Source organism: Microbacterium nanhaiense, from assembly GCF_014646015.1.
In the GTDB taxonomy this organism is placed as follows: Bacteria; Actinomycetota; Actinomycetes; order Actinomycetales; family Microbacteriaceae; genus Microbacterium; species Microbacterium nanhaiense.
This window is the reverse complement of sequence record NZ_BMMQ01000002.1, coordinates 197476-219759: the sequence shown is the minus strand read 5'-3', so window position 1 is coordinate 219759 and position 22284 is coordinate 197476. Positions and strand designations below refer to the sequence as shown.

Annotated in this window: 22 protein-coding genes; 7 read left to right on the top strand and 15 right to left on the bottom strand. The window is 67.9% G+C overall.

The window, feature by feature from the left end; translation table 11 throughout:
* Window positions 1–42 precede the first annotated feature (42 nt).
* Window positions 43–780 carry a Pr6Pr family membrane protein gene (locus IEX05_RS03970; protein WP_188700092.1) on the top strand — a complete coding sequence of 246 codons (738 nt, stop codon included), beginning with the start codon at window positions 43–45 and terminating at the stop codon, window positions 778–780.
* Here the strand turns inward: IEX05_RS03970 and IEX05_RS03965 are convergent.
* From IEX05_RS03965 to otsA, 8 genes are all read right to left on the bottom strand, one after another.
* Window positions 757–1218 (bottom strand): hypothetical protein, encoded by a 462-nt coding sequence (locus IEX05_RS03965; protein WP_188700091.1) that lies wholly within the window; start codon window positions 1216–1218, stop codon window positions 757–759. The two genes, IEX05_RS03970 and IEX05_RS03965, sit on opposite strands and share 24 nt — an antisense overlap.
* Window positions 1219–1309: 91 nt before the next feature.
* Window positions 1310–1666: a TraR/DksA family transcriptional regulator gene (locus tag IEX05_RS03960; protein WP_188700090.1), complete on the bottom strand. Its 357-nt coding sequence runs from the start codon at window positions 1664–1666 to the stop codon at window positions 1310–1312.
* A 214-nt stretch (window positions 1667–1880) separates the two neighbouring features.
* A complete protein-coding gene (gene ilvC, locus IEX05_RS03955; RefSeq protein ID WP_188700089.1) occupies window positions 1881–2906 on the bottom strand; it encodes a ketol-acid reductoisomerase in 1026 nt (341 codons plus the stop codon).
* A gap of 47 nt (window positions 2907–2953) precedes the next feature.
* Window positions 2954–3460 (bottom strand): acetolactate synthase small subunit, encoded by a 507-nt coding sequence (gene ilvN, locus IEX05_RS03950; RefSeq protein WP_188700088.1) that lies wholly within the window; start codon window positions 3458–3460, stop codon window positions 2954–2956.
* A gap of 1 nt (window position 3461) precedes the next feature.
* On the bottom strand, window positions 3462–5267 hold the full coding sequence (locus IEX05_RS03945) for an acetolactate synthase large subunit (protein ID WP_188700087.1): 1806 nt from the start codon (window positions 5265–5267) through the stop codon (window positions 3462–3464).
* Window positions 5268–5313: 46 nt separating this feature from the next.
* The gene (locus IEX05_RS03940) at window positions 5314–5556 is read right to left on the bottom strand and encodes a dihydroxy-acid dehydratase domain-containing protein (RefSeq protein ID WP_229661144.1); all 243 of its coding nucleotides are present in this window, start codon (window positions 5554–5556) and stop codon (window positions 5314–5316) included.
* A 102-nt stretch (window positions 5557–5658) separates the two neighbouring features.
* Entirely contained in the window at window positions 5659–6432 is a 774-nt protein-coding gene (gene otsB, locus IEX05_RS03935) for a trehalose-phosphatase (RefSeq protein WP_188700085.1), read from the bottom strand.
* Window positions 6429–7847, bottom strand: a complete 1419-nt coding sequence (gene otsA / locus IEX05_RS03930; protein ID WP_188700084.1) for an alpha,alpha-trehalose-phosphate synthase (UDP-forming) — start codon at window positions 7845–7847, stop codon at window positions 6429–6431. Before otsA ends, otsB begins: the two co-directional genes overlap by 4 nt.
* A 45-nt stretch (window positions 7848–7892) precedes the next feature.
* On the opposite strand from otsA, the gene IEX05_RS03925 reads away from it, so the two are divergent.
* A complete protein-coding gene (locus IEX05_RS03925; RefSeq protein ID WP_188700083.1) occupies window positions 7893–8174 on the top strand; it encodes a hypothetical protein in 282 nt (93 codons plus the stop codon).
* A gap of 3 nt (window positions 8175–8177) precedes the next feature.
* On the opposite strand, the gene IEX05_RS03920 is transcribed toward IEX05_RS03925, so the two are convergent.
* From IEX05_RS03920 to arfA (IEX05_RS03910), 3 genes are read right to left on the bottom strand one after another with little or no spacing between them, the layout of a single operon-like run.
* On the bottom strand, window positions 8178–9179 hold the full coding sequence (locus IEX05_RS03920) for a LacI family DNA-binding transcriptional regulator (protein WP_188700082.1): 1002 nt from the start codon (window positions 9177–9179) through the stop codon (window positions 8178–8180).
* Between the two features lie 11 nt (window positions 9180–9190).
* Window positions 9191–10435, bottom strand: coding sequence for a D-arabinono-1,4-lactone oxidase (locus IEX05_RS03915; protein ID WP_188700081.1), 1245 nt, complete (start codon window positions 10433–10435; stop codon window positions 9191–9193).
* A 12-nt stretch (window positions 10436–10447) separates the two neighbouring features.
* Window positions 10448–11959, bottom strand: coding sequence for an arabinosylfuranosidase ArfA (arfA, locus tag IEX05_RS03910; RefSeq protein ID WP_188700080.1), 1512 nt, complete (start codon window positions 11957–11959; stop codon window positions 10448–10450).
* A gap of 167 nt (window positions 11960–12126) precedes the next feature.
* Between arfA (IEX05_RS03910) and IEX05_RS03905 the strand changes: the two genes are divergently transcribed.
* From IEX05_RS03905 to arfA (IEX05_RS03885), 5 genes are all read left to right on the top strand, one after another.
* Window positions 12127–13149 carry a LacI family DNA-binding transcriptional regulator gene (locus IEX05_RS03905; RefSeq protein WP_188700079.1) on the top strand — a complete coding sequence of 341 codons (1023 nt, stop codon included), beginning with the start codon at window positions 12127–12129 and terminating at the stop codon, window positions 13147–13149.
* A gap of 108 nt (window positions 13150–13257) precedes the next feature.
* Window positions 13258–14601, top strand: a complete 1344-nt coding sequence (locus IEX05_RS03900; RefSeq protein ID WP_188700078.1) for an extracellular solute-binding protein — start codon at window positions 13258–13260, stop codon at window positions 14599–14601.
* Window position 14602: 1 nt separating this feature from the next.
* Window positions 14603–15562: a carbohydrate ABC transporter permease gene (locus tag IEX05_RS03895; protein ID WP_188700077.1), complete on the top strand. Its 960-nt coding sequence runs from the start codon at window positions 14603–14605 to the stop codon at window positions 15560–15562.
* Window positions 15559–16452, top strand: coding sequence for a carbohydrate ABC transporter permease (locus IEX05_RS03890; RefSeq protein ID WP_188700076.1), 894 nt, complete (start codon window positions 15559–15561; stop codon window positions 16450–16452). Before IEX05_RS03895 ends, IEX05_RS03890 begins: the two co-directional genes overlap by 4 nt.
* A 33-nt stretch (window positions 16453–16485) precedes the next feature.
* Window positions 16486–18021: an arabinosylfuranosidase ArfA gene (gene arfA / locus IEX05_RS03885; RefSeq protein WP_188700075.1), complete on the top strand. Its 1536-nt coding sequence runs from the start codon at window positions 16486–16488 to the stop codon at window positions 18019–18021.
* 55 nt (window positions 18022–18076) lie between these two features.
* Here arfA (IEX05_RS03885) and IEX05_RS03880 read toward each other — a convergent pair whose 3' ends face one another.
* The 4 genes from IEX05_RS03880 to IEX05_RS03865 all read right to left on the bottom strand — a co-directional run bounded on the left by IEX05_RS03880 (window position 18077) and on the right by IEX05_RS03865 (window position 22272).
* Window positions 18077–19027, bottom strand: coding sequence for a 3-hydroxyacyl-CoA dehydrogenase family protein (locus IEX05_RS03880; protein ID WP_188700074.1), 951 nt, complete (start codon window positions 19025–19027; stop codon window positions 18077–18079).
* A 14-nt stretch (window positions 19028–19041) separates the two neighbouring features.
* Window positions 19042–19977 (bottom strand): sugar phosphate isomerase/epimerase family protein, encoded by a 936-nt coding sequence (locus tag IEX05_RS03875; RefSeq protein WP_188700073.1) that lies wholly within the window; start codon window positions 19975–19977, stop codon window positions 19042–19044.
* A 79-nt stretch (window positions 19978–20056) separates the two neighbouring features.
* On the bottom strand, window positions 20057–21562 hold the full coding sequence (gene araA, locus IEX05_RS03870) for an L-arabinose isomerase (protein ID WP_188700072.1): 1506 nt from the start codon (window positions 21560–21562) through the stop codon (window positions 20057–20059).
* 5 nt (window positions 21563–21567) lie between these two features.
* Window positions 21568–22272, bottom strand: coding sequence for an L-ribulose-5-phosphate 4-epimerase (locus IEX05_RS03865; protein ID WP_188700071.1), 705 nt, complete (start codon window positions 22270–22272; stop codon window positions 21568–21570).
* Window positions 22273–22284 lie beyond the last annotated feature (12 nt).

Below are 22284 nucleotides of genomic sequence, written 5' to 3'. Positions count from 1 at the left end.
CGCCGTGCGGAACTTCGCGCGATGATCGATAGCATTTCCAGCATGTCCCCCGACAACGTCGCCGGTGCGCGGTTTCTGACCCTCTGGTCCGTCGTCCGCGCGGCGGCCGCCGCCGTGACCGCTGCCGCGGTGATCTACCTGCTCGTCCACGACCTCCAGTACGTGCTCGTGAACGAGACGCCCTCCGGTTCGCACGTGCCGACGTACGTGGCGAACTACTTCAGTTTCTTCACGATCGAGTCGAACATCATGGCCGCCGTGTACCTCGGCCTCGCAGCGATATGGGGATTCACGAAGGGACGTCGCGGCCTCGCGCAGCCGATACCGCTGGCGGGTTTGCAGATTCTTACGGCCTGCTGCATGATCCTCACGGGCATGGTCTACAACGTGCTGCTCCGCGGTCTTGAGCGCGATGGCGGAATCGCTCCCTTCGTCGATTGGACGAACGAGCTCATGCACGTGATCGCACCCCTGGTGTTGCTCGTCGACGTGATCGTCTCGCCGCGGCCCCGGCGCGTGCCCTGGGGCACCATCCTCCTGCCGCTCGGATACGTCGTCGCGTATCTCACCTACACGTTCATCCGTGCGCCGTTCATCATCTCGCCCGTGGGCGCGGCACCGTACTGGTACCCGTATCCGTTCCTGAATCCGCACGCCCAGGGAGGATGGGGCGGCGTCGCGAGCTATATCGTCGTGATCGCCGCGGGTTTCGTTCTCTTCGCCGCGGCGCTCGTCGCGTTCGTGCGGTGGCGCGCGTCACGCGACACGGCTCGAGGCTGAGCCGCCCAGGACCCGCGCTCCCTCGTCAGTCAGCACGAGCTGCGCCCTGAGAGCGAGCGGATTTTGGGAGAAGCCCTCCCGCATGCCCTCCACCCAACGAATCAGGTGCGGATCCGTTCCGGGAACGCCCGGGCGCTCCCAGATGACGACGACGGACGCGGCGGGGGTCTGATCGACGATCTGGGCGATGCGGTCCCCGAGCACGCGGGCGGCGCTCACGGGCCCGCCGCTCGGCATCGCAGCGGGAGCCTGAGGGTCATTCGGAAGGTCGTCGATCGGGATGATCACCCTCGTCGAGCGCAACTGGTCGTCGAGGAGCATGATCCAGGTCCGTGCGACCGAGGGCCGTTCGAGCAACACGTTGACGAGGCGCTCGATGTCACGGTCGTCGGTCAGGGGGCGGTAGTCGAGTTCGGCGAGAGCCGTCGCGTCAGTCATGGTGTCAGCATCGCGGATCCGGCGACGGCGCCGCGGGCGCGGAGGCGCGATTGTGGATGGATATCGCGGTTTCGCCGAATCTGTGGATAAATCAGCTTCTCGAGGCGCAGTTCACGCACATGGTTGCGGTGGGGCGAATGCGGAGGCGCGCCACGGGGATCGGGCTCCCGCACGCCTCGCACGTCCCAAAGCGCCCTTCCGCGAGCCGCTTCTGTGCGTCGTCGATTGCGCGCAGTTCCCGTTCGGCCTCGGCGTCGAGGCCCACAATGCGCGACCACTCGTCCGAGAGCGTCGCGCCCTCGGGGTCGTGCTCGTCGTCCGCGGTGGCGGCGGAGCGCGCATCGGCCAGCTCGGTCAGATCCTCGGAGCGTCTCCGGCGGGCCGCGAGCACGTCCTCGAGGCGCGCCTCGAGGATCCGCCGGAACTCCTCACGATGCCTGTCGTCCATGACAAGACCCTAGACGCGAAAACCGCCCCCGCGCGCATTGCGCAGGGGCGGTTTGTGAGGGACGCGCCAGCGTCGCCGTGAGCGAAGCGAACCAACGGCGCCGTCGTCCCGACTACGCCGAGGTCACCGCGCAGCGGTGCCCACGGTCCGCGACGCGCCAGCGTCGCCGTGAGCGAAGCGAACCAACGGCGCCGTCGTCCCGATTACGCCGAGGTCACCGCGCAGCGGTGCCCTCGGTGTAGTCGTCGTCGCTGTTCTGCCACGAGAACAGGGCGCGGAGCTCGCGACCGGTGGACTCGATCGGGTGCTGCTCTTCTTCGGCGCGGAGCTTCTTGAACTCGGGCGCTCCGGCGTCCTGGTCGTCGATGAAGCGCTTCGCGAAGGCACCGGACTGGATGTCGGCGAGCACGGCCTTCATGTTGTCCTTGACGTGCTGGTCAATGACGCGCGGGCCCGAGACGTAGTCACCGAACTCGGCGGTGTCCGAGATCGACCAGCGCTGCTTGGCGATGCCGCCCTCCCACATGAGGTCGACGATGAGCTTCAGCTCGTGGAGAACCTCGAAGTAGGCGATCTGCGGCTGGTAGCCCGCCTCGGTGAGGGTCTCGAAGCCGGCCTGCACGAGGTGGCTCATGCCACCGCAGAGCACGGCCTGCTCGCCGAACAAGTCGGTCTCGGTCTCCTCGGTGAACGTCGTCTTGATGACGCCCGCGCGGGTTCCGCCGATGCCGGCCGCGTACGAGAGCGCAAGGGCCCAGGCGTTGCCCGAGGCGTCCTTCTCGACACCGATGATGTCCGGGATGCCGCGGCCCGCGACGAACTCGCGACGCACCGTGTGGCCCGGGGCCTTCGGGGCGATGAGGATCACGTCGACGCCCTCGGGCGCCTCGATGAGGCCGAAGCGGATGTTGAAGCCGTGCGCGAAGGCGAGGGCCTTGCCCTCGGCGAGGTTCGGCTTGATGCTCTCGGAGTAGATCGAGCGCTGGTTCTGGTCCGGCGCGAGGATCATGATGACGTCGGCCCACGCGGTCGCGTCGGCGACGTTCTTCACCGGGAAGCCGTCGTCGGCGGCCTTCTGCGCCGACTTCGAGCCCTCACGCAGTGCGACGGCGACCTCGACACCCGAGTCGCGAAGGTTCTGCGCGTGCGCGTGACCCTGCGAGCCGTAGCCCACGATCGCGACCTTCTTGGACTGGATGATCGACAGGTCTGCGTCCTGGTCGTAGAGGATCTCTGCCACTGTGTTGCTCCTTGTTTGAGTGGTGTGGTGATGTCTGGTGTCGTCGCTCAGCGCAGGGCGCGCTCGGAGATCGACTTCGGTCCGCGGCCGAGCGCGAGAAGGCCCGACTGCGAGATTTCCTTGATTCCGAAGGGCGCGATCGCCCTCTGGAATGCGTCGACCTTGCCCTGGTCGCCCGTGATTTCGATGACGAGCGAGTCCGGCGCGTAGTCGACCACGTTCGCGCGGAACAGGTTCACGACCTCGAGCACGTTCGCTCGCGTGACGTTGTCGGCGCGCACCTTGACGAGCATGTGCTGGCGCTGCACCGAGGCAGCCGGGTCGAGCTCGACGATCTTCACGACGTTGATGAGCTTGTTCAGCTGCTTCGTGACCTGCTCGAGCGGGTGGGCCTCGACGTCGACGACGACCGTGATGCGCGACAGACCGGGCACCTCGGTCACGCCGACCGCGAGCGAGTGAATGTTGAAGCCGCGGCGGGCGAAGAGGCCCGAGACGCGCGTCAGCAGACCGGGGGTGTCCTCGACGAGGAGACTCAGAACGTGTGTCGACATGTCATGCCTCCTGGTCGAATGCCGGCGAGTGGTCGCGTGCGTACTGGACGTAGCTGTTGCTCACGCCCTGGGGGACCATCGGCCACACCATCGCGTCGCTCGAGACGACGAAGTCGATCACGACGGGGCGATCGTTCGTCTCGAGGGCGAGTTTGATTGCGTCGTCGATCTCCTCTTCCTTCTCCACTCGGATGGCGAGGCAGCCGTACGCATCGGCCAGCTTCACGAAGTCGGGGACCCGCCGGGAGTCGTGGCCCGTGTTGAGCTCGGTGTGCGAGTAGCGCCCGTCGTAGAAGAGCGTCTGCCACTGGCGCACCATGCCGAGCGACGAGTTGTTGATGACGGCGACCTTGATCGGGATGTTGTTGAGCACGCAGGTCGCGAGCTCCTGGTTGGTCATCTGGAAGCAGCCGTCGCCGTCGATCGCCCACACCGCGCGGTCCGGCTGCGCGACCTTGGCGCCCATCGCCGCGGGCACCGAGTAGCCCATCGTGCCGGCGCCGCCCGAGTTGAGCCACGAGTTCGGCCGTTCGTACTTGATGAACTGCGCCGACCACATCTGGTGCTGACCGACGCCGGCGACGAACACGCCCTCGGGGCCGGTCAGCTCGCCGATGCGGCTGATGATGTGCTGCGGAGCGAGCAGACCGTCGGTCGGGGCCGTGTAGCCGAGCGGGTAGCGCTCGCGAAGGTCGTTCAGGTGCGCCCACCACTCGGTGAAGTCGGGGGCCTGGCCTGCGACGGCCGAGCGGTACGCCGTGTCGAGGTCGACGAGCACCTCGCGCACGTCACCGACGATCGGCACCTCCGCGGCACGGATCTTTCCGATCTCGGCGGGGTCGATGTCGACGTGGATCACCTTGGCGTTGGGAGCGAAGAGCTCCGTCTTGCCGGTCACGCGGTCGTCGAAGCGCGCGCCGAGGGCGACGATGAGGTCGCTCTCCTGCAGCGCGAGCACCGCGGGGACGGCGCCGTGCATGCCGGGCATGCCGAGGTGCTGCTCGTGCGAGTCGGGGAAGGCGCCGCGCGCCATGAGCGTCGTCACGACGGGCGCGCCGGTGGTCTCGGCGAAGGTCTTCAGCTCCTCCGAGGCGCGGGCGCGGATGACACCGCCGCCGACGTAGAGCACGGGCTGCTTCGACTGCGCGATGAGTGCCGCCGCGGCCTGGATCTGCTTGCCGTGGGCCTTCGTGACGGGACGGTAGCCCGGCAGTTCATAGCTCGGCGGCCAGATGAACGGGGCCTCGGCCTGCTGTGCGTCCTTCGTGATGTCGACGAGCACCGGTCCCGGACGACCGGTCGAGGCGATCTCGAAGGCCTGCGCGATCGCACCGGGAATCTCCTCGGCGCGCTTGACGAGGATCGAGTGCTTCGTGATCGGCATCGTGATGCCGACGATGTCGGCCTCCTGGAACGCGTCGGTTCCCATCAGCGTCGAGAACACCTGGCCCGTAATGGCGACCAGCGGCACCGAGTCCATGTAGGCATCGGCGATCGCCGTGACGAGGTTCGTCGCGCCCGGTCCCGACGTCGCGATCGCGACGCCGACCTTGCCGCTCGCGGCGGCGTACCCCTCGGCCGCGTGGCCGGCGCCCTGCTCGTGTCGCACGAGGATGTGGTTCAGCGAGGTGGCGTGCATGAGGGCGTCGTAGGCGGGCAGGATCGCGCCGCCGGGAAGACCGAATACGTCGTCTACGCCGAGCAGCTCGAGCGAGCGGACCACCGCCGCGGCTCCCGTCATGACGGGGGCGTTCGCTGCCGATCCGGCGGGCGGCCGAGGAATGGCGGAAGTGGATTCTGCGGGCATAATGCTTCCCTGATTCAGTCGAGCGTCGTTGATGCAGTGCGGGACGTCAACCCGATACCGCTCCGTGAGCGATGGGGAGGACGGGGTTCGCGAACTGCGCGAGAACACCGCGGGTAAAACGCGGGCGGAAGTGCCTCAGGCCAGAGCGGCGGGAGACGAACTCTGCAGCGCCGACGAGTATGTCGAGCGTGCGAGTGAGGACTACGACCCGGATCAGATCACCATCGCGTACAGACGCGACCCGATCGACTCGCGGACCGGTTGTGCCGCCGGTGAATCGACCGTGCACTAAGTCTAGTGCATCGGTACGGGAACCTGCTTCGTCACTCACACGAAGAGTCTATTCGACACTCAGCGAACTCACGGACACCTGCGTGAATTGCCACCCGGGTCACTCCGGAGTCGACCACGATGCACGGACTTCGGCGATCCGATCGAGCACATCGACCAGACCACCGATGTTGTCGACACGTGTATGCGCGGCCGTGTCGCCCTCTCCCACTCGGATCCCCAGATCGCCGTCGCCGAGCGAGCGAAGCGCGTCCTCGTCCGTCACGTCGTCGCCCGCGAAGACGACGGCATCCGCGCCGAGTTCGGCGCGGAGCTCCGCGACCGCGGTGTCCTTTCCCTCGTGTCGCCACGAGAACTCGAGCACGTGCTTGCCCTCCCGGCGCCGCCACTGGGGCGCCGCGTCGCGCATCAGCGCGTCCACGGCATCGTGCGCGCCCGCCTCGGCCTCCGCCGTCGAAGTGCGGGTATGCAGCGCGAAGCCGAAGGTCTTGTCCTCGATCCACGCGCCCTCGAAGGCCGCCGCGATCGTCTCCGCGCGCGCACGAATCGCGGCGGATCCGGGGTCAGCGGCGGCGGACGCGAGCCCGCCGGACGGGGTCCAGCGCTCGCTTCCGTGGGATCCGACGAGCCAGACACCCGAGTCGTCCCCGTGCTCCGCGATGATGCGAAGGTCGCGGAGAGAGCGGCCGGACACGAGCGCGACGGTCACACCGTCGAGGCGGGACAGCCGCTCGACGACGCGCGTCGCGGCGGGCGTCGCGCGGGCAGACATCGGATCCGCCACGAGCGGCGACAGCGTCCCGTCGAAATCGAGGGCGACCAGGAGCCGACGGGCGGACGCGACCGATCGGATCCGCTCGTCGAGCCCCGTCACGCGTTCCTCCGCGCGTCGCGGATGTGCTCGATGTCGGCGACGAAGTTGCGCCCCCACCGGGCCACGTCGTTGTCGATGACCTTCTTGCGCATCGTCTTCATCCGACGGGCCTGCTCCGCCTCGGGCATCGACAACGCGCGCATCATGATGTCCTTCATCCCCTCGATGTCGTGGGGATTGACGAGGAGCGCGCTTCCGAGCTCATCCGCGGCGCCGGCGAACTCGCTCAGCACGAGTACGCCGGTGTTGTCCTGGCGCACGGCGACGTACTCCTTCGCCACGAGGTTCATGCCGTCGCGCAGCGCGGTGACGAGCATGACGTCCGCGGCGAGGTACAGCGCCACCATCTCCTCGCGCGGATATCCCTGGTGCAGGTATCGGATGGCGGTGGTCTCGACCGAGGAGTAGTCGCCGTTGATGCGGGCAACCGTCTTCTCGATCTCGTCGCGCAGATCCTGATACGCCTCGACGCCGGGGCGCGACGGGCTCGCGATCTGCACGAGCGTCGCCTGCTCCCCCGTGAGGTGCCCGTCCGCCAGCAGCTCTCCGTACGCCTTGAGGCGGTGTCGGATGCCCTTCGTGTAGTCGAGGCGATCGACGCCGAGCATCAGCTTCGCGGATCCGATCTGCTCGCGCAGCTCCTTCGCCCGGGCGATGACCTCGGGCTTGCGCGCGAGCTCGAGGAAGGCATCGACGTCGATCGAGATCGGGTAGGACTTCGCGATGACCGTGCGCTGCTGATCGTCGATCGTCGGAACGGTGACCGTGTCGCCCTTCGTCGGGTAGTGCAGCAGGCGTCGGATCGACCGCTGGAAGTTGCCCGCGTCCGCGACGCGCTGGAACCCGATCACGTCGGCGCCGAGGAGCCCCTCGAGCACCTGCCGGCGCCACGGCAACTGCGCGTAGAGCGCGTATGCCGGGAACGGAATGTGGTGGAAGTATCCGATCGTCACGTCGGGGCGCAGCTCCCGGACCATCTGCGGAACGAGTTGCAGCTGGTAATCCTGCACCCAGACGAATCCGCCCTCCGCGACCGCCTCCGCGGCGGCCTCGGCGAAGCGCCGGTTGACCCGGACATACGCGTCCCACCACGAGCGCTTGAACTCGGGCGTAGCGATGACGTCGTGGTACAGGGGCCAGATCGTACCGTTCGAGAATCCCTCGTAATAGTCGCGCAGCTCGGCCTCCGAGAGCGACACCGGTACGAGGCGGGTGCCGTCGAAGTCGAACGGTTCGATATCGAGATCTGCTTTACCGCCCCATCCGACCCAGGCCCCGTCCATGCCCCGCATCACCTGCTCCAATGCGGTGACGAGGCCTCCCGGTGAGGTGCGCCACATGGGCTCCCCATCAGGGCCTTCGACACGGTCGACGGGAAGGCGGTTGGCGACGACTACGAGTTCGGCTTGCGACATCTGTGCACGCTCCTTCTTCGCCGCCCAGCCTAGTAGCCTGTGGCTATGCGCAAGTATCTTCTCGGCACGGGCATCATCGGAGCGATCACCAGCGGATACTCGCTCCTCAGGGGAGCAGACCAGCAGCCGTTCACCTGGCGGGTCGCGCTCGCATGGCTGAGCTGGGCGATCACCTTCGCCCTCTCGCTCGGGATGATTCTCGACATCCGAAAGGCCTCCAAGGGCGGCACGGTGTCGGACGACTCCCCCATCGCGGGCTCCGAGTACAAGTACGTGCGCGGCGGCACCAAGCCCGACACCAAGCCGAAGAAGAGCAAGAAGAAGTAGACCCTACGGCGCCGACTCGCGCTGCACGATGCGATAGCTCGCGAACTTCGTGCACGGGTCGCTCGTTGGATCCTCGATCCGCCGGGAGAGAAGGTCGACGGCCTCGCGCGCGATCCACTCGCGACCGGGCTCGATCGTCGTGAGCGAGGGTATCGAATAGGCGCTCTCGTCCACGTTGTCGAAGCCCATGACGGCGACATCGCCGGGCACCGCAAGGCCCCTCTCCTCGAGCGCGCGCAGCGCCCCGAAGGCGAGCGTGTCGTTGAGCGCGAACAGCGCGTCGAAGGACGGCCCCTCGTCGATCAGGCGGCGCGTCACCTCGACCCCGTCGCGACGGTGCCACGTCTCGGCACCCCGCACGAGGCCGGGATCGTATGCGATCCCCCGCGCCTCGAGCGCCGCGCGGTATCCCGCCAGGCGCAACGCCGCGGACCCCATCTCGGCGTTCTCGTCCGCGCCGAGGAGCGCGATGCGGCGGCGACCGCGGTCCAGTAGGTACTCCGTCGCGGCGCGGGCCGCCTCCGTGTTCTGCATTGTGACGTGATCCGCGGGGCCATCGAAGATGCGCTCGCCGAGCAGGACGAGGGGGTATCCCACGTCGAGTGCGCCGACGTCTCCGTGGTCCATCGCGAGCGGGCTGAAGAGCAGTCCGTCCGTCATGCGCAGGCGCGGTGGCTGCAACAGCGCGAGTTCGCGCTCCCGCGTTCCGCCGGTCTGTTCGATGTGCACGGCGAGGCCGCGCTCCTCCGCGACGGCGATGACCGAGCCGGCGAGCTCCGCGAAGTAACTGAGCGACAGGTCCGGCACGGCAAGCGCGATGACTCCGGTCCGCCCCGACCGCAGGCTGCGCGCCGTGTGGTTCGGGGCGTAGCCGAGTTCGGCGATCGCCCGCTCGACGCGCTCGCGCGTCGAGTCGCGGATGTGGGGATGATCGTGGATCACGTTCGAGACGGTCTTGATCGACACCCCCGCCCGAGCCGCGACGTCCTTGAGCGTGGCGACCACCGAACCGCCCGCTACAGCCCGAGCCGGCGCGTGTACTCGTTGAGCAGGCGCCCCGCCGGATCCATCTTCTGATGCAGCTCTCGGAAATCGTCGAACCGAGGGTACTGCTCCGCGACGGCCTCGCCGGAACGGGTGAAGATCTTGCCCCAGTGCGGGCGTGCGTCGAACGGTTCGAGAGCGGCCTCGAGTTCCGTCAGCACCTCGCGCACCGCTGGCTCGTCGCGGTGCCACGTGAAGTGCAAGGCGACCGAATCGCGGCCGTATGCCGGGTCGAGCCACAGCTCGGACGCGGCGACGGAGCGGATCTCGTTGACGAAGAGCAGGGGCGAGATCACGTGCGCGATCTCCGACACGGCCTCGATCGCGGCGGGCGCGTGCTCGCGGGCGATGAGGAACTCGCTCTGCAGCTCCGCTCCGACGCTCGGCGTGAAGTCCATGCGGAAGTGCGGCAGACGCTGGAACCACGGCCCCTTGACTCCGAGCTGCGGGTTGCAGGCGACGGGATCCACGCCGAGGATCGGGTGCCTCGGCCCGTCCGCGGGGGTTGCGCCGAGGCGCGCAACCGTGCGCTCGTCGACTCCCGCGCCGCGCGTCTTGACCCACAGCTGATCGGCGCGCTCCGTGTCGTGCCACGTCGTGAAGAGGCTGACGCTGTCACCGAGGCAGGTGACGGCGTCGTAGTCGGACAGGATCTCCGCCCAGCTGGGCCCGTCGAAGGTGTACTGCGCGACCTCGTAGCTCGGCTCCGTGTCGAGCTCGAGCGCTGTGACGATGCCGAGAGACCCGAGGTGCACGGGCGCGCCGCCGAAGGAGGCGTCCTCGCGCGACAGGGTCACCTCCTCGCCCTCGCTCGTGAGGAAGGTCACCGACCGCACCGCCGTCGCAAGCGACGCCAGCCGGTCGCCGGATCCGTGCGTACCTGTCGCGATCGCGCCGGCGACCGAGATGTGCGGAAGGGAGGCGAGGTTCGCGAGCGCCCGCCCGTGCTCTTCGAGAACCGGGGCGACATCGCCGTAACGGAGTCCGCCGGCGATCCGCACCGACTCCCCCGTCACCTCGATCTCGCGGGGCATCTCCGCCAGCGAGACGAGCGTGCCGCTCGTGTCCGCGATGTCGTTGAAGCAGTGACGGGATCCGATCGCGCGGATCGGGCCGGAGCCTGCGAGCGCGTCGCGCAGCTCATCGATCGAGCGCGGATGCAGCACGCGCTCCGCGGAGTACGCGAAGTTCTCGGCCCAGTTGCGTTCTTGCGTCATTGCCATCCTCCGTTAGGCGAGCGCGATCGCTGTCCAGGATACGGGCGGCAACGTGATCGTGAGAGCACCGTCCTCAAGGCGCGCCGAGTCGTTCGTGCGCGGGGCGACGCGCTCGGGATCCTCGAGCGTGTTCTTCGCGTGGATGTCGTCGTCCGCGAGGGTGTGCGTCTCGCGGATCGTCGAGGCACCGAGCGCGGAGGCGTCGACCGTGACCTCGATCGACTCGGTCTGCGAGCGGTTGACGAGGAAGACTGCGCTCTCGCCCGTCTCGGCGTCGTGCGTTGCGACGGTGTCGACGAGCGAGACCGTGCCGAAACGCTTCGTCTCATACGTCGGCGCGTCGACCTTGACCTCGAGGGCGGTTCCCCGGGCGAGGCGCGAGGTGATCGAGAACGGGAAGAAGGTGGTCTGGCGCCACGCGATTCCGCCCGGCTCGGTCATGATCGGGGCGATGACGTTCACGAGCTGCGCGAGCGAGGCGCTCGCGACGCGATCGGCGTGACGCAGCAGGGTGATCATCAGGTCGCCGAAGACGACGGCGTCGATGACGGAGTAGACGTCCTCGAGCAGTCGCGGTGCGACGGGCCACACGTCGGGGTCGTGGATCTGGTCCTCGTCGTGGAAGCGGCTCTGGTACCAGACGTTCCATTCGTCGAAGGAAATGTCGATCTTCTTCGAGGATCCGCGAACGGCGCCCACGTGATCGGCCGTCTTCACAACGGTGTCGATGAAGCCGTCCATGTCGACGCCCGAGGCGAGGAACGAATCGAGGTCGCCGTCCTTCGGCTCGTAATAGGCGTGGCACGAGATGAGGTCGACGTCGTCGTAGGAGTGCTGTAGCACCACGCGCTCCCACTCGCCGAAGGTCGGCATGTGCGCGCTCGAGGAGCCGCACACGATGAGCGTGACGTTCTCGTCGACCTGCCGGAGGGCCTTCGCGGTCTGCGACGCGATCTTGCCGTAGTCCTCGGCGGAGCGGTGGCCGAGCTGCCAGGGGCCGTCCATCTCGTTGCCCAGGCACCACATCTGGACCCCGAACGGATCCTTTCGGCCGTTGGCCGCGCGCCGCTCGGTCAGCGTCGTCTGCGCGGACACGTTCGTGTACTCGAAGAGGTCGAGCGCCTCCAGCACTCCCCGCGTTCCGAGGTTGACGGCCATCATCAGTTCGCTGTCGACCTTCTCGAGCCAGGAGGCGAACTCGTGCAGGCCGACCTCGTTGGTCTCCGTCGAGTGCCATGCCAGGTCGAGGCGGCGCGGGCGCTGGTCGCGGGGGCCGACGCTGTCTTCCCATCGGAAGCCCGAGACGAAGTTGCCGCCGGGGTACCGGATCGTCTCGACGCCGAGCTCCCGCACGAGATCGATGACGTCCTGGCGGAAGCCCTCGGCGTCCGCCGTGGCGTGCCCGGGCTCGAAGATTCCGGTGTAGATGTGGCGGCCGAGGTGCTCGACGAAGCCGCCGAACAGGTTCCGGCGGATCGGGCCGATCGCGAAGCGCGGGTCGACGGTGAGGTGCGCGTGGGGCATGAGCTTCCTTGCTGTGCTGCGAATGAAAGATCGGTAAACGTTGTAAGTAAACGTTGAAATTCAGGATGGCAGGGCCTCGCCCACCCTGTCAAGCGCGGACCTCTCCTCCGCCGGGATCCCCGGCCGCGCGACACGCGCGGCGCGCGGGGCCCGCGTAGTCTGTGGGCATGTCTTCGCACGCCCGCGTCACGATGCGCGATGTCGCGCGGGTCGCGGGCGTGTCGACGAAGACCGTCTCGAACGTCGTCACGGGTGCGTTCACCGTGCGGCCCGAGACGCGCGAGCGCGTCGAAGCGGCGATCCGCGAGCTCGACTTCGTGCCGAACCTCAGCGCCCGCGAGCTGCGAAACGGCCGCACCGGCATCATCGGCGTCGCGCTGCCCGACCTCGACACGGCCTACTCGGCCGAATTGCTCCACCTCCTCGTCGAATCGGCCCACCGCCGAGGCTTCGCGGTGCAGATCGAAGAGACGGCGAGCCGCCCCGAGCGCGAGCGCGAGCTGATCTCGCGCGCGCAGGCGCACCGCGTCGACGGCCTGATCCTCAACCCCATCCGCCTCGAGGACACCGTCGTCACCACGCTCGCCCACCTCCCGCCCGTCGTCGTCATCGGCGAGGTCGAGCAGCACGCCGCCGATTCCGCGATCGTCGACAACCGAGCCGCCGCCGCGGAGGTGGCCCGCTTCGTGATCTCCCGCGGAGCACGCAGGATCGCCGTCATGGGCGGATCCGCGGATGGCGCGGGGCTCAGGACCGCGACGAGCCGGATCCGCTTCGCCGGCGTGACCGACGCGGTCGCGGCCGCGGGCATTGCCCTCGACCCACTGCTCACGGTCGCGCCGGAGACGTGGCACACCGCATCGGCGGCGGAGGCAATGGAACGGCTGATCGCTCGCGGGCGCGCCTTCGACGCCGTCATCGCCTTCACCGACTCGCTCGCGCTCGGCGTGCTCAGCGCACTGCACCGACACGGAATCCGCGTGCCCGACGACGTCCTGGTGACCGGCTTCGACAACGTGGAGCTCTCCCGATTCACGACGCCGTCGCTGACGACGGTCGATTTCGGGCTCGACCGCATCGCGGAGTCGGCGGTGGGAATGCTCGTCGAGCGCATCGAGGGCGTCGACCTCCCGCCACGCGCGCTCGCGCATCCCTTCAGGATCATCGAGCGCGCTTCCACGGCGAGCTAGCAGTCCCCCCTTGCGCGTCCGCGTCCGGCCTGCGACGATGAGTCTGCGCCCGCGGTTACATCGATGTAATCCGGTGATTTCTGTTCGATCGTCACGAGGGAGTGGCCCATGTCCTCACCACCGTTCTCGGCCTCGCGCCGACAATTCCTGGCACTCGGAGGCATCGCGGCGGCGACCGCCTTCCTCGCGTCGTGCGCGCCGGGCAGCGGATCGATCTTCGCGAACTCGTCTCGCCCGGAGCTCCAGTTCTGGCACCTGCTGAGCGGGGGCGACGGGGTCACGATGTCCACGTTGCTCGATCAGGTCCAGGCCGCGCAGAACGCGTACGCGGTCCGCCCGACGGTTCTGGCGTGGGGCGAGCCGTACTACACGAAGCTCGCCATGGCCGCCGCGGGCGGCCGGGCCCCGGATGTTGCGATCATGCACGCGACGCGGACCCTCGGTTGGGCACCCGGCGGTCTCCTCGACGAGTGGGATCTCGACAAGCTCGCGGCGCTCGGCGTCTCGGAGGAGACCTTCTCCGCCCCCATCTGGGAGAAGGGTCGAATCGACGGCAAGCAGATGAGCATCGCCCTCGACGCCCACCCCTTCGTGCTCTTCTACAACACGGACATCTGCGCCAAGGCCGGCGTGCTCGGCGCCGACGGCAGACTGAAGCCCGTGTCCTCGCCGGAGGAGTTCCTCGAGATGCTCCGCGCCGTGGCCACCGCTTCCGGCGGGCACGCGCTGTCCTACGGATATCTCGGCGACGGCGCCCAGATGTGGCGCCTGTTCTACACGCTGTACACGCAGCACGGAATCGAGATGGAGATGCCCCTCGGCGGCACGCTCGGGATCGATCGCGACGTCGCGATCGAGTCGCTCGAGTTCATGCAGCAGATCCTCGACGGCGAACTCGCGGCCGCGCAGAGCGACTACGGCACGGCCGTTGCCGAGTTCTCGACCGGCAAGAGCGGCTTCTTCCTCAGCGGCGTGTGGGAGCTGCGCACCATGCAGGACGCCGGCATCCCCTTCGACATGGCGATGATCCCAACGATCTTCGGCACCCCCTCGGTCTACGCCGACTCGCACTCCTTCGTCCTGCCCCACCAGTCCTCCCCCGACGAGACCAAGCGCGACCTCAGCTATCGCTTCGTCGCGGACCTGCTGAAGGGCTCGCTCGGTTGGGCGGAGGCGGGTCACATCCCCGCTTATCTCCCGGTGACCGAATCCGCCGAGTACTCCACTCTCGTTCCGCAGGCGCATTACGCCGAGGCCGCGCAGCACGTGACCTACGACCCGCCGGCGTGGTTCACCGGATCCGGATCCAACTTCCAGGGCGACTTCGGCGGCGCGGTTCAACCAGCGCTCATGTCGGGTTCCGACTCCGGAGCGGCCCTCGACCGGTTCATCGACACCGTGAACGTCCGGCTCTTGCAACCCAATCCCGCCGATCCCACGGAGGTGAGCTGACATGACCGCCGTCACTCCTCGCACGGACACGTCGCTCGTCGTGACGGGCTCGCCCCGACACGGCCGGCGCCCCGCCGACTCGCGCCGCGACGAACTGTCCGGCTGGCTCTTCGCCGGCCCGTTCCTCGTCGCGTTCCTGCTCTTCATGGTGTGGCCGATCCTCCACGGCATCTACCTCAGCTTCACCGACCAGTCGCTCACGGGTGCCGGCGGCGAGCTCGTCGGCTTCGCGAACTACGCCGACGCCCTGTCGGATCCCGTCATGTGGCAGTCGCTCGGCAACACGGCCTGGTTCACCGTTCTCTCGACCGTGCCCCTCGTCCTCATCGCCCTCGTCATGGCGTTGCTCGTCGATCGGGGCCTGCCGGGACAGTGGCTGTGGCGCCTGTCGTTCTTCACGCCGTACCTGCTCGCATCGACCGTCATCTCGCAGATCTGGGTATGGATCTTCAACCCGCAGATCGGCGCCGCCAACAACATCCTCATGGCGATCGGGCTCGAACCGGTGTCGTGGCTGCAGGATCCGAACATCAACATGATGGCGATCGTGATCGCGACCGTGTGGTGGACCGTCGGCTTCAACTTCCTGCTGTACCTCGCTGCGCTGCAGAACGTGCCGCCGCAGCAGTACGAGGCAGCCTCCCTCGACGGCGCCGGCACGTGGCGCCAGATCTGGTCGATCACGATCCCGCAGCTCGGTCCGACCACGGGCATGATCGTCATCCTGCAGGTCCTCGCCTCGCTCAAGCTGTTCGACCAGGCGTATCAGATGCTCGGCGGCGTCTCGAGCGACACCACCCGCTCCATCGTCCAGTACATCTACGAAGCGGGCTTCGTCGACTATCGCTTCGGGTACTCGTCGGCGATCTCCTACATCTTCTTCGCTCTCATCGTGATCATCGGCCTCGGACAGGCGATCGTCACGGGGCGCCGCAACAGCGCAAAGGCCGGTGCACGATGACCACTGCCACCGAAACCCTCGTCACCCCCGGAGCGGCGAAGCGACCCACCGCCCCACGGCATCGCGGGACGTCGATCGGCCGGATCGTTGCGTTCGTCTGCCTGCTCGTGCTCGCGATCGGCTGGCTCCTGCCTTTCCTCTGGGCGGTCGCGACGGCGTTCAAGACCGAGACCGATGCGGCCTCGGGCGACACCGGTTGGATCGGACCGAGCGGACCGACGATCGACGCCTTCGTGTCGATCCTGTCTCAGGGCAACGTCTACATCTGGGCGTGGAACAGCCTCTGGACCTCCGCCGCGGTGACGATCATCACCGTCGCGATCTCGGCACTCGCCGCGTACGCGTTTTCACGCATCGACTTCTCCGGCCGGCGCTGGCTCTTCGCCGTCATCATTGCCGCGATCGTCGTGCCGCCGCAGGTGCTGATCATCCCGCTGTTCTACGAGATGCTCGCCTTCAACATGGTCGACACGCACTGGGGCCTGATTCTGCCCCAGGTGATCGCCCCGGCGATGGTCTTCATCCTCAAGAAGTTCTTCGATCAGGTGCCGATTGAACTCGAGGACGCCGCGCGCGTGGATGGTGCGGGCCGGTTCCGCGTCTTCTGGTCGATCGCCCTGCCGCTGTCCCGACCGATCCTGGCGTCCGTGGCGATCTTCGTCTTCATCGGCGCCTGGAACAACTTCCTCTGGCCCTTCCTCGTCATCAACGACACGACCCTGATGACGCTGCCGGTGGGTCTACAGACGGTCATCAGCGCCTATGGCGTGCAGTACGCACAGGTCATGGCGCAGGCGGTGCTCGCGGCGCTGCCCCTCATCGTCGTCTTCATGATCTTCCAGAAGCAGATCGTCAAGGGCGTCGCCACCTCCGGCTTCGGTGGCCAGTAACCCTGCCCCTCTCACGCGAAGGACATCACGCATATGACAACCGCACGCATCACGATCGACCGCGACTTCACGATCGCCCCGGTTCCCCGCCGCCTCTTCGGCTCGTTCGTCGAACACATGGGCCGCTGCGTCTACACGGGGATTTATGAGCCGGGCCACCCCGCGGCGGACGCGAAGGGCTTCCGCACCGACGTGCTCGAACTCGTCAAGGAGATGGGCCCCACCGTCGTGCGATACCCGGGCGGCAACTTCGTCTCCGGGTACAACTGGGAGGACGGCGTCGGACCCGTCGCGGACCGCCCCACGCGCATCGACGGTGCCTGGCACACCATCGAGACCAACGCCTTCGGCCTCCACGAGTTCGTCGACTGGTCGCGCGAGGCCGGGGTCGAGGTCATGGAGGCGATCAACCTCGGCACGCGCGGCGTCGACGAGGCGCGGGCGCTCGTCGAGTATGCGAATCACCCGGGCGGCACGACGTGGTCTGAGCTGCGCCGAAAGAACGGCGCCGAGGATCCGTTCGGCATCAAGCTCTGGTGCCTCGGCAACGAGCTCGACGGCCCCTGGCAGATCGGTCACAAGACGGCCCACGAATACGGACGGCTCGCGCAGGAGACGGCGAAGGCCATGCGGCTCGTCGACCCGAGCATCGAACTGGTCGCCGTCGGGTCATCGAATCGCGGCATGCCGAGCTTCGGGACGTGGGAGCACACGGTGCTGACGCACGCCTACGAAGAGGTCGACTACATCTCGATGCACGCCTATTACCAGGAGCACGACGGCGACGCGGCCTCGTTCCTCGCCGAGGCCGTCGACATGGACGAGTTCATCGACGGCGTCATCTCGACCATCGACGCCGTGAAGGCCGCCGGGAAGCACTCGAAGAACGTCAACATCTCGTTCGACGAGTGGAACGTCTGGTATCAGTCCGGTCTCGACACCGAGGATCAGCCGCACCAGGTGTCGAAGGACTGGCGCACGCACCCGCGCCTCATCGAAGACACCTACAACGTCACCGATGCGGTCGTGGTGGGGACGTTCCTGCACAGCCTGCTGCGTCACGGCGACCGGGTCCACATTGCCAACCAGGCCCAGCTCGTCAACGTGATCGCGCCGATCCGTTCCGAAGAGGGCGGGCCCGCCTGGCGGCAGGCGTCGTTCTGGCCGTTTGCGCGCATGTCGGCGCTCGCCCGCGGCCGGATCCTGCGCCTGGCCGTGACGGCGGATCAGCTCGAGACGAAGAAGTTCGGCGGCGTCGATGCTGTGGACGCGGCCGCGACATGGGACGAGGAGACCGGCAGGCTCGCGCTCTTCATCGCCAACCGTTCGCTCGACGATCGCGCCGACGTGTCGCTTGCCCTTCGCGGCCTCACGGCGACGAGGATCCGCTCCGCCGAGGTTCTCACGGTGCCGGAGAACGGCGACCGGTTCAGCGCGAACACCCAGGACGCGCAGGACCGGGTGGGGCTGCGCCCGCTCGAGGACGTCGCCCTCGTCGACGGCTCGCTGCGGTTGACGCTGCCGGCGCTCGCCTGGGCGGTCGTCGAACTCGACGTCGCACAGGCCTAGCCGCACACAGGGTCCGCCCGCCTCGCACACGAGACGGGCGGGCCCTCCGTTTCACTCAGTGGATCGGGGCCGGGCCGAGCTCATCGATCAGCTTCTGCATCGCGACGTAGGCCCGGTTCCGGTACGCGACGAGTTCGGCCGTGCGCTCGGCCGGGACGTCGAGGTACCCCGCGCCGCTCTTCGTGCCGAACTTGCCCTCCGAGACGAGCTCCGCGAGCGAGTTCGGGGTCGCGAATCGCTCGGGCCAGCGGGTCTGGAGCGAGGCGTAGCAGAAGGCGTAGACGTCGAGACCCGCCATGTCGGCGATCGCGAACGGGCCGAAGAACGGCAGCCGGAAGCCGAACGTCGTGCGCACGATGGTATCGATGTCCTCCGCCGAGGCGACCCCCTCCTCGACGAGCTGGGTCGCCTCGTGGAAGAGCGCGTACTGCAGGCGGTTCAGCACGAAGCCCGTTGAGTCCGTGATCCGCGCCGTCTGCTTACCGGTCGCCGCCACGATGGCCTCGACGGTCGGCAGGATCGCCCGATCGGTACCCGCGTGCGGGATCAGCTCGACGCCGGGGATGAACGGTGCCGGGTTGGAGAAGTGCACCCCAAGGAACCGCTCGGGGTGCTCCACGGCCTCGGCGAGCCGCGAGATGAGGATCGTCGAGGTGTTGGATCCGATGATCGCATCGGGCGCCGCGGACCGTGAGATCCTGCGGAGGGTCTCGTGCTTGATCTCGATCTTCTCGGGCACGGCCTCCTCGATGAAGCTCGCCTCGGCGGCGGCCTCCTCCACGGTGACGGCGGTGACGCGCTCCGCGATGATCTCCGCCGCGCCGGCGGGAAAGAGCTCGTCGGCGACGAACTGCTCCGCCTCGGCTATGAGGCGCTCACGATTGGCGCTCGCGATATCGAGGCTGACGTCGGCGATGCGCACATCGGCGCCGGAGAGCGCGAGACACTGCGCGATACCCCCGCCCATGTAGCCGCTTCCGATGACCGCGTAGATGGATGTCGTCATGGTTCTTCTCCGTTTCAGGCGCTCTCCGGCAGGAGCGTGCGCAGGTAGTCACGGTTCGTCGCGCAGACGCCCAGGCTGTCGCCGCCGTACTGCTCCATGAGGAACGGGCCGCGGAAGCCGAGCTCGATCGCGCGCGCCACCATGTCGCGGTAGTTGATGAGGCCGAGCTGCATGCTCGTCGGCACCGCGGTGAACCAGCTGCCGTCGCCCGCCTCGTCGCGGATGTAGTTCTTGACGTGCCAGTAGTTCGCATAGGGCAGCGTCTTCTCGTGCATCTCCCGCCAGTCCTCGATGGGGCGATGCAGACGGACCAGGTTGCCGATGTCGGGGTTCAGGCCGACGTTGTCGAGGTCGATCTCCTCGATGAGCCGCACGGCGCTGTCCGCCGTGGCGAGATAGGTGTCCTCGTACATCTCGAGCGCCATTGGCAGGCCGACGGACGCCGCGTGTAGGCCGAGTTCCCGCAATCGGGTGACGGCGAGCGCGCGGGTCTCCGCGTCGTCGGGGTCGACGGGACCGGGCGCCGTCCAGAACCACAGCGCCCGGCGCTGCGCCTCGGAGAAGGGCTGGTGCAGGCCGGTCGAGAAGACCCGCATCCCGAGCTCGGCGGCCGCGTCGATCTCGGCGTGGGCGCGGGCCAGATTCAGCTCTCCCCTGCCAGGTTCGATCACGCTCTGACGCTGCACGTGCACGCTCATGAGTTCGACGCCGTGCGCTGTGGCGATGTCTGTGAGCAGTGCGCGCCGTTCCGGCGTCAGTTCCGAGGGGCGGATGTGACTGTCGGCGATCTCGACGGCCGTGAACCCGAGGCTCGCGATCTGATGGAACACTCCGTCCCACGTCTCGGGTGGCGCGTCGTGCAGGCTCGTGCCGTCCCGATCGACGGCCGCGAAACCGTGCATGCAGGTCGCGATGGGCCAGGTGTCGCGGGTGAAGGGGGCACCGTTCATGTGGGTCAACTCCGTTGTCGACGAACAGGGAATCCGGCCGCGCGGCGAACGCGTCGCCCGCGCGGCCGGATGCTTCAGCTTAGAAGCCCTCCGCGATGTGGTGGTACACCTGGTTCCACTTCAGCTCGTTGCGGAAGCCGTTCAACGTCGTGTCTTCGTCGATCGCGAGCAGCTCGATGCCCGCCATCTCTGCGAAGTCGCGGTAGATCTCGAGCCCCACGGCCGTCGACATCACGGTGTGGTGCGCGGCGCCCGCGGCCATCCAGCATGCCGCCGACGTCGGCAGGTCGGGCTTCGGCTGCCACACGGCGCGACCGACCGGGAGGTTCGGCAGCTCCGGCGGCGTGATGTTCTCGACGACGTTCGCGACAAGGCGCAGGCGCGTACGGATGTCGCTCAGCGCGACGACGACCGCGGGGCCCGCGTCGGCCGTGAAGACCAGACGCACCGGATCCGCCTTGCCGCCGATGCCCAGCGGGTGGATCTCGACGCGGGCCTTCGCGCTCGACAGCGAGGGCGAGACCTCGAGCATATGTGCGCCGAGGATCTTGCCGTCGCCCGGTGTGAGGTCGTAGGTGTAATCCTCCATGAGGCTCGCACCGCCCGCGCGACCTGCGCCCATGACGGCAGAGAGGCGCACGAGGATGGCGGTCTTCCAGTCGCCCTCACCGCCGAAGCCGTAGCCTTCCGCCATCAGGCGCTGCACCGCGATGCCCGGTAGCTGCTTGAGCGCGCCGAGGTCTTCGAAGTTGTCGGTGAACGCCTTGAAGCCGCCCTCGTCGAGGAAGGTGCGCAGCCCGATCTCGATCGCGGCGGCGTCGCGCAACGACTCGTGGCGCTCGGCGCCCGGGAGCAGTTCGTCCGCGACATCGTACTGCTCGAGGTACTCGCCGACGAGAGCGTCGATCTGTGCATCGGTTGCCGCGTCGACCTTCTCGACGAGCTCGTTCACGCCCCACGTGTTGACCTCGGTACCGAGCTTCGTCTCGACCTCGGTCTTGTCGCCCTCCGTCACGGCGACGAAGCGCATGTTGTCTCCGAAGCGTGCGACCTTGAGGTTCTTCGCCTCCGCGATGCCCGCGGCCGCGCGGATCCACGTCTCGACCTCGCCGAGCACGCGCGGGTCGCTCGCGTGGCCGACAACGGTCTTGCGGGCGTTGCCGAGGCGCGTGGCGATATAGCCGAACTCGCGGTCGCCGTGAGCTGCCTGGTTCAGGTTCATGAAGTCGAAGTCGATGTCGTCCCACGGCAGCTCGACGTTCGCCTGGGTGTGCAGGTGCAGGAGCGGCTTGTTCAGCTCTTCGAGCCCCTTGATCCACATCTTGGCGGGGCTGAAGGTGTGCATCCACACCACGACGCCGATGACGTCGTCGGCGGCGTTCGCGTCGAGCATCGCCCGACGGATCGACTCGGAATCGGTCAGAACCGGCTTCCACTCGATCGGCGCGGGGATCTGCTCGGCGCCGTCGAGGAGCGCCACGACGCCCTGCGACTGCTCGGCGACCTGGCGCAGCGTCTCCTCGCCGTACAGCCCCTGGCTGCCGGTGAGGAACCAGACCTTCTTGTCTGCGTATGGCTTGGTCATGGGTCTCAGCCCTTCTGTCCGTAGACGTTCTGGTAGCGGTCGTAGAGGGAATCGATGTGCTTCTGGTCGATCGGGAGCGGTTCGCCCAGCTGGCGCGAGACGTGCACGGTCTTCGCGACCTCCTCGAGTAGGACAGCCGTCTTCACCGCCGCCTTCGCGCTCTTGCCGATCGTGAACGGGCCGTGGTTCTGCATGAGCACGGCCGTCGAGCGGTGGCCCGTCAGCGTCTCGACGATGCCGCGGCCGATCGAGTCGTCGCCGATGATCGCGAAGGGCCCGACGGGGATCGGACCGCCGAACTCGTCGCCCATCATGGTGAGCACGCAGGGGATCTCCTCGCCGCGCGCGGCCCACGCCGTGGCATAGGTCGAGTGCGTGTGCACGACACCGTTCACCTCGGGCATGTGCCGGTAGACGTAGGCGTGGGCGGCCGTGTCGGACGACGGGCTGTGGTCGCCCTCGAGCAGCCGACCGTCGAGGTCGCACACGACCATCGCCGCGGCGTCGAGTTCGTCGTAGCTCACGCCCGAGGGTTTGATCACGAGAACGTCGTCGGAGCCGTCGACGCCGGGCACGCGCTCGGAGACGTTGCCCGCCGTCCAGGCGACGAGGTTCCAGCGGGGAAGCTCGGCGTGCAGCGCGGCGACGCGCTGTTTGGCGGCGTCGATGGCCGCGCGCATCGGGCCGTCGGTGGGAAGTGTGGTGGTCATCTCTTCTCCTGT

Excerpts from the sequence above, each read along its gene's own strand:
- IEX05_RS03970 (WP_188700092.1), top strand. The coding sequence starts at position 43 with ATGTCCCCCGACAACGTCGCCGGTGCGCGGTTTCTGACCCTCTGGTCC.
- IEX05_RS03965 (WP_188700091.1), bottom strand. The coding sequence starts at position 1,218 with ATGACTGACGCGACGGCTCTCGCCGAACTCGACTACCGCCCCCTGACC.
- IEX05_RS03960 (WP_188700090.1), bottom strand. The coding sequence starts at position 1,666 with ATGGACGACAGGCATCGTGAGGAGTTCCGGCGGATCCTCGAGGCGCGC.
- ilvN (WP_188700088.1), bottom strand. The coding sequence starts at position 3,460 with ATGTCGACACACGTTCTGAGTCTCCTCGTCGAGGACACCCCCGGTCTG.
- IEX05_RS03945 (WP_188700087.1), bottom strand. The coding sequence starts at position 5,267 with ATGCCCGCAGAATCCACTTCCGCCATTCCTCGGCCGCCCGCCGGATCG.
- otsA (WP_188700084.1), bottom strand. The coding sequence starts at position 7,847 with ATGTCGCAAGCCGAACTCGTAGTCGTCGCCAACCGCCTTCCCGTCGAC.
- IEX05_RS03925 (WP_188700083.1), top strand. The coding sequence starts at position 7,893 with ATGCGCAAGTATCTTCTCGGCACGGGCATCATCGGAGCGATCACCAGC.
- IEX05_RS03915 (WP_188700081.1), bottom strand. The coding sequence starts at position 10,435 with ATGACGCAAGAACGCAACTGGGCCGAGAACTTCGCGTACTCCGCGGAG.
- arfA (WP_188700080.1), bottom strand. The coding sequence starts at position 11,959 with ATGCCCCACGCGCACCTCACCGTCGACCCGCGCTTCGCGATCGGCCCG.
- IEX05_RS03905 (WP_188700079.1), top strand. The coding sequence starts at position 12,127 with ATGTCTTCGCACGCCCGCGTCACGATGCGCGATGTCGCGCGGGTCGCG.
- IEX05_RS03900 (WP_188700078.1), top strand. The coding sequence starts at position 13,258 with ATGTCCTCACCACCGTTCTCGGCCTCGCGCCGACAATTCCTGGCACTC.
- IEX05_RS03895 (WP_188700077.1), top strand. The coding sequence starts at position 14,603 with ATGACCGCCGTCACTCCTCGCACGGACACGTCGCTCGTCGTGACGGGC.
- IEX05_RS03890 (WP_188700076.1), top strand. The coding sequence starts at position 15,559 with ATGACCACTGCCACCGAAACCCTCGTCACCCCCGGAGCGGCGAAGCGA.
- arfA (WP_188700075.1), top strand. The coding sequence starts at position 16,486 with ATGACAACCGCACGCATCACGATCGACCGCGACTTCACGATCGCCCCG.
- IEX05_RS03880 (WP_188700074.1), bottom strand. The coding sequence starts at position 19,027 with ATGACGACATCCATCTACGCGGTCATCGGAAGCGGCTACATGGGCGGG.
- IEX05_RS03875 (WP_188700073.1), bottom strand. The coding sequence starts at position 19,977 with ATGAACGGTGCCCCCTTCACCCGCGACACCTGGCCCATCGCGACCTGC.
- araA (WP_188700072.1), bottom strand. The coding sequence starts at position 21,562 with ATGACCAAGCCATACGCAGACAAGAAGGTCTGGTTCCTCACCGGCAGC.
- IEX05_RS03865 (WP_188700071.1), bottom strand. The coding sequence starts at position 22,272 with ATGACCACCACACTTCCCACCGACGGCCCGATGCGCGCGGCCATCGAC.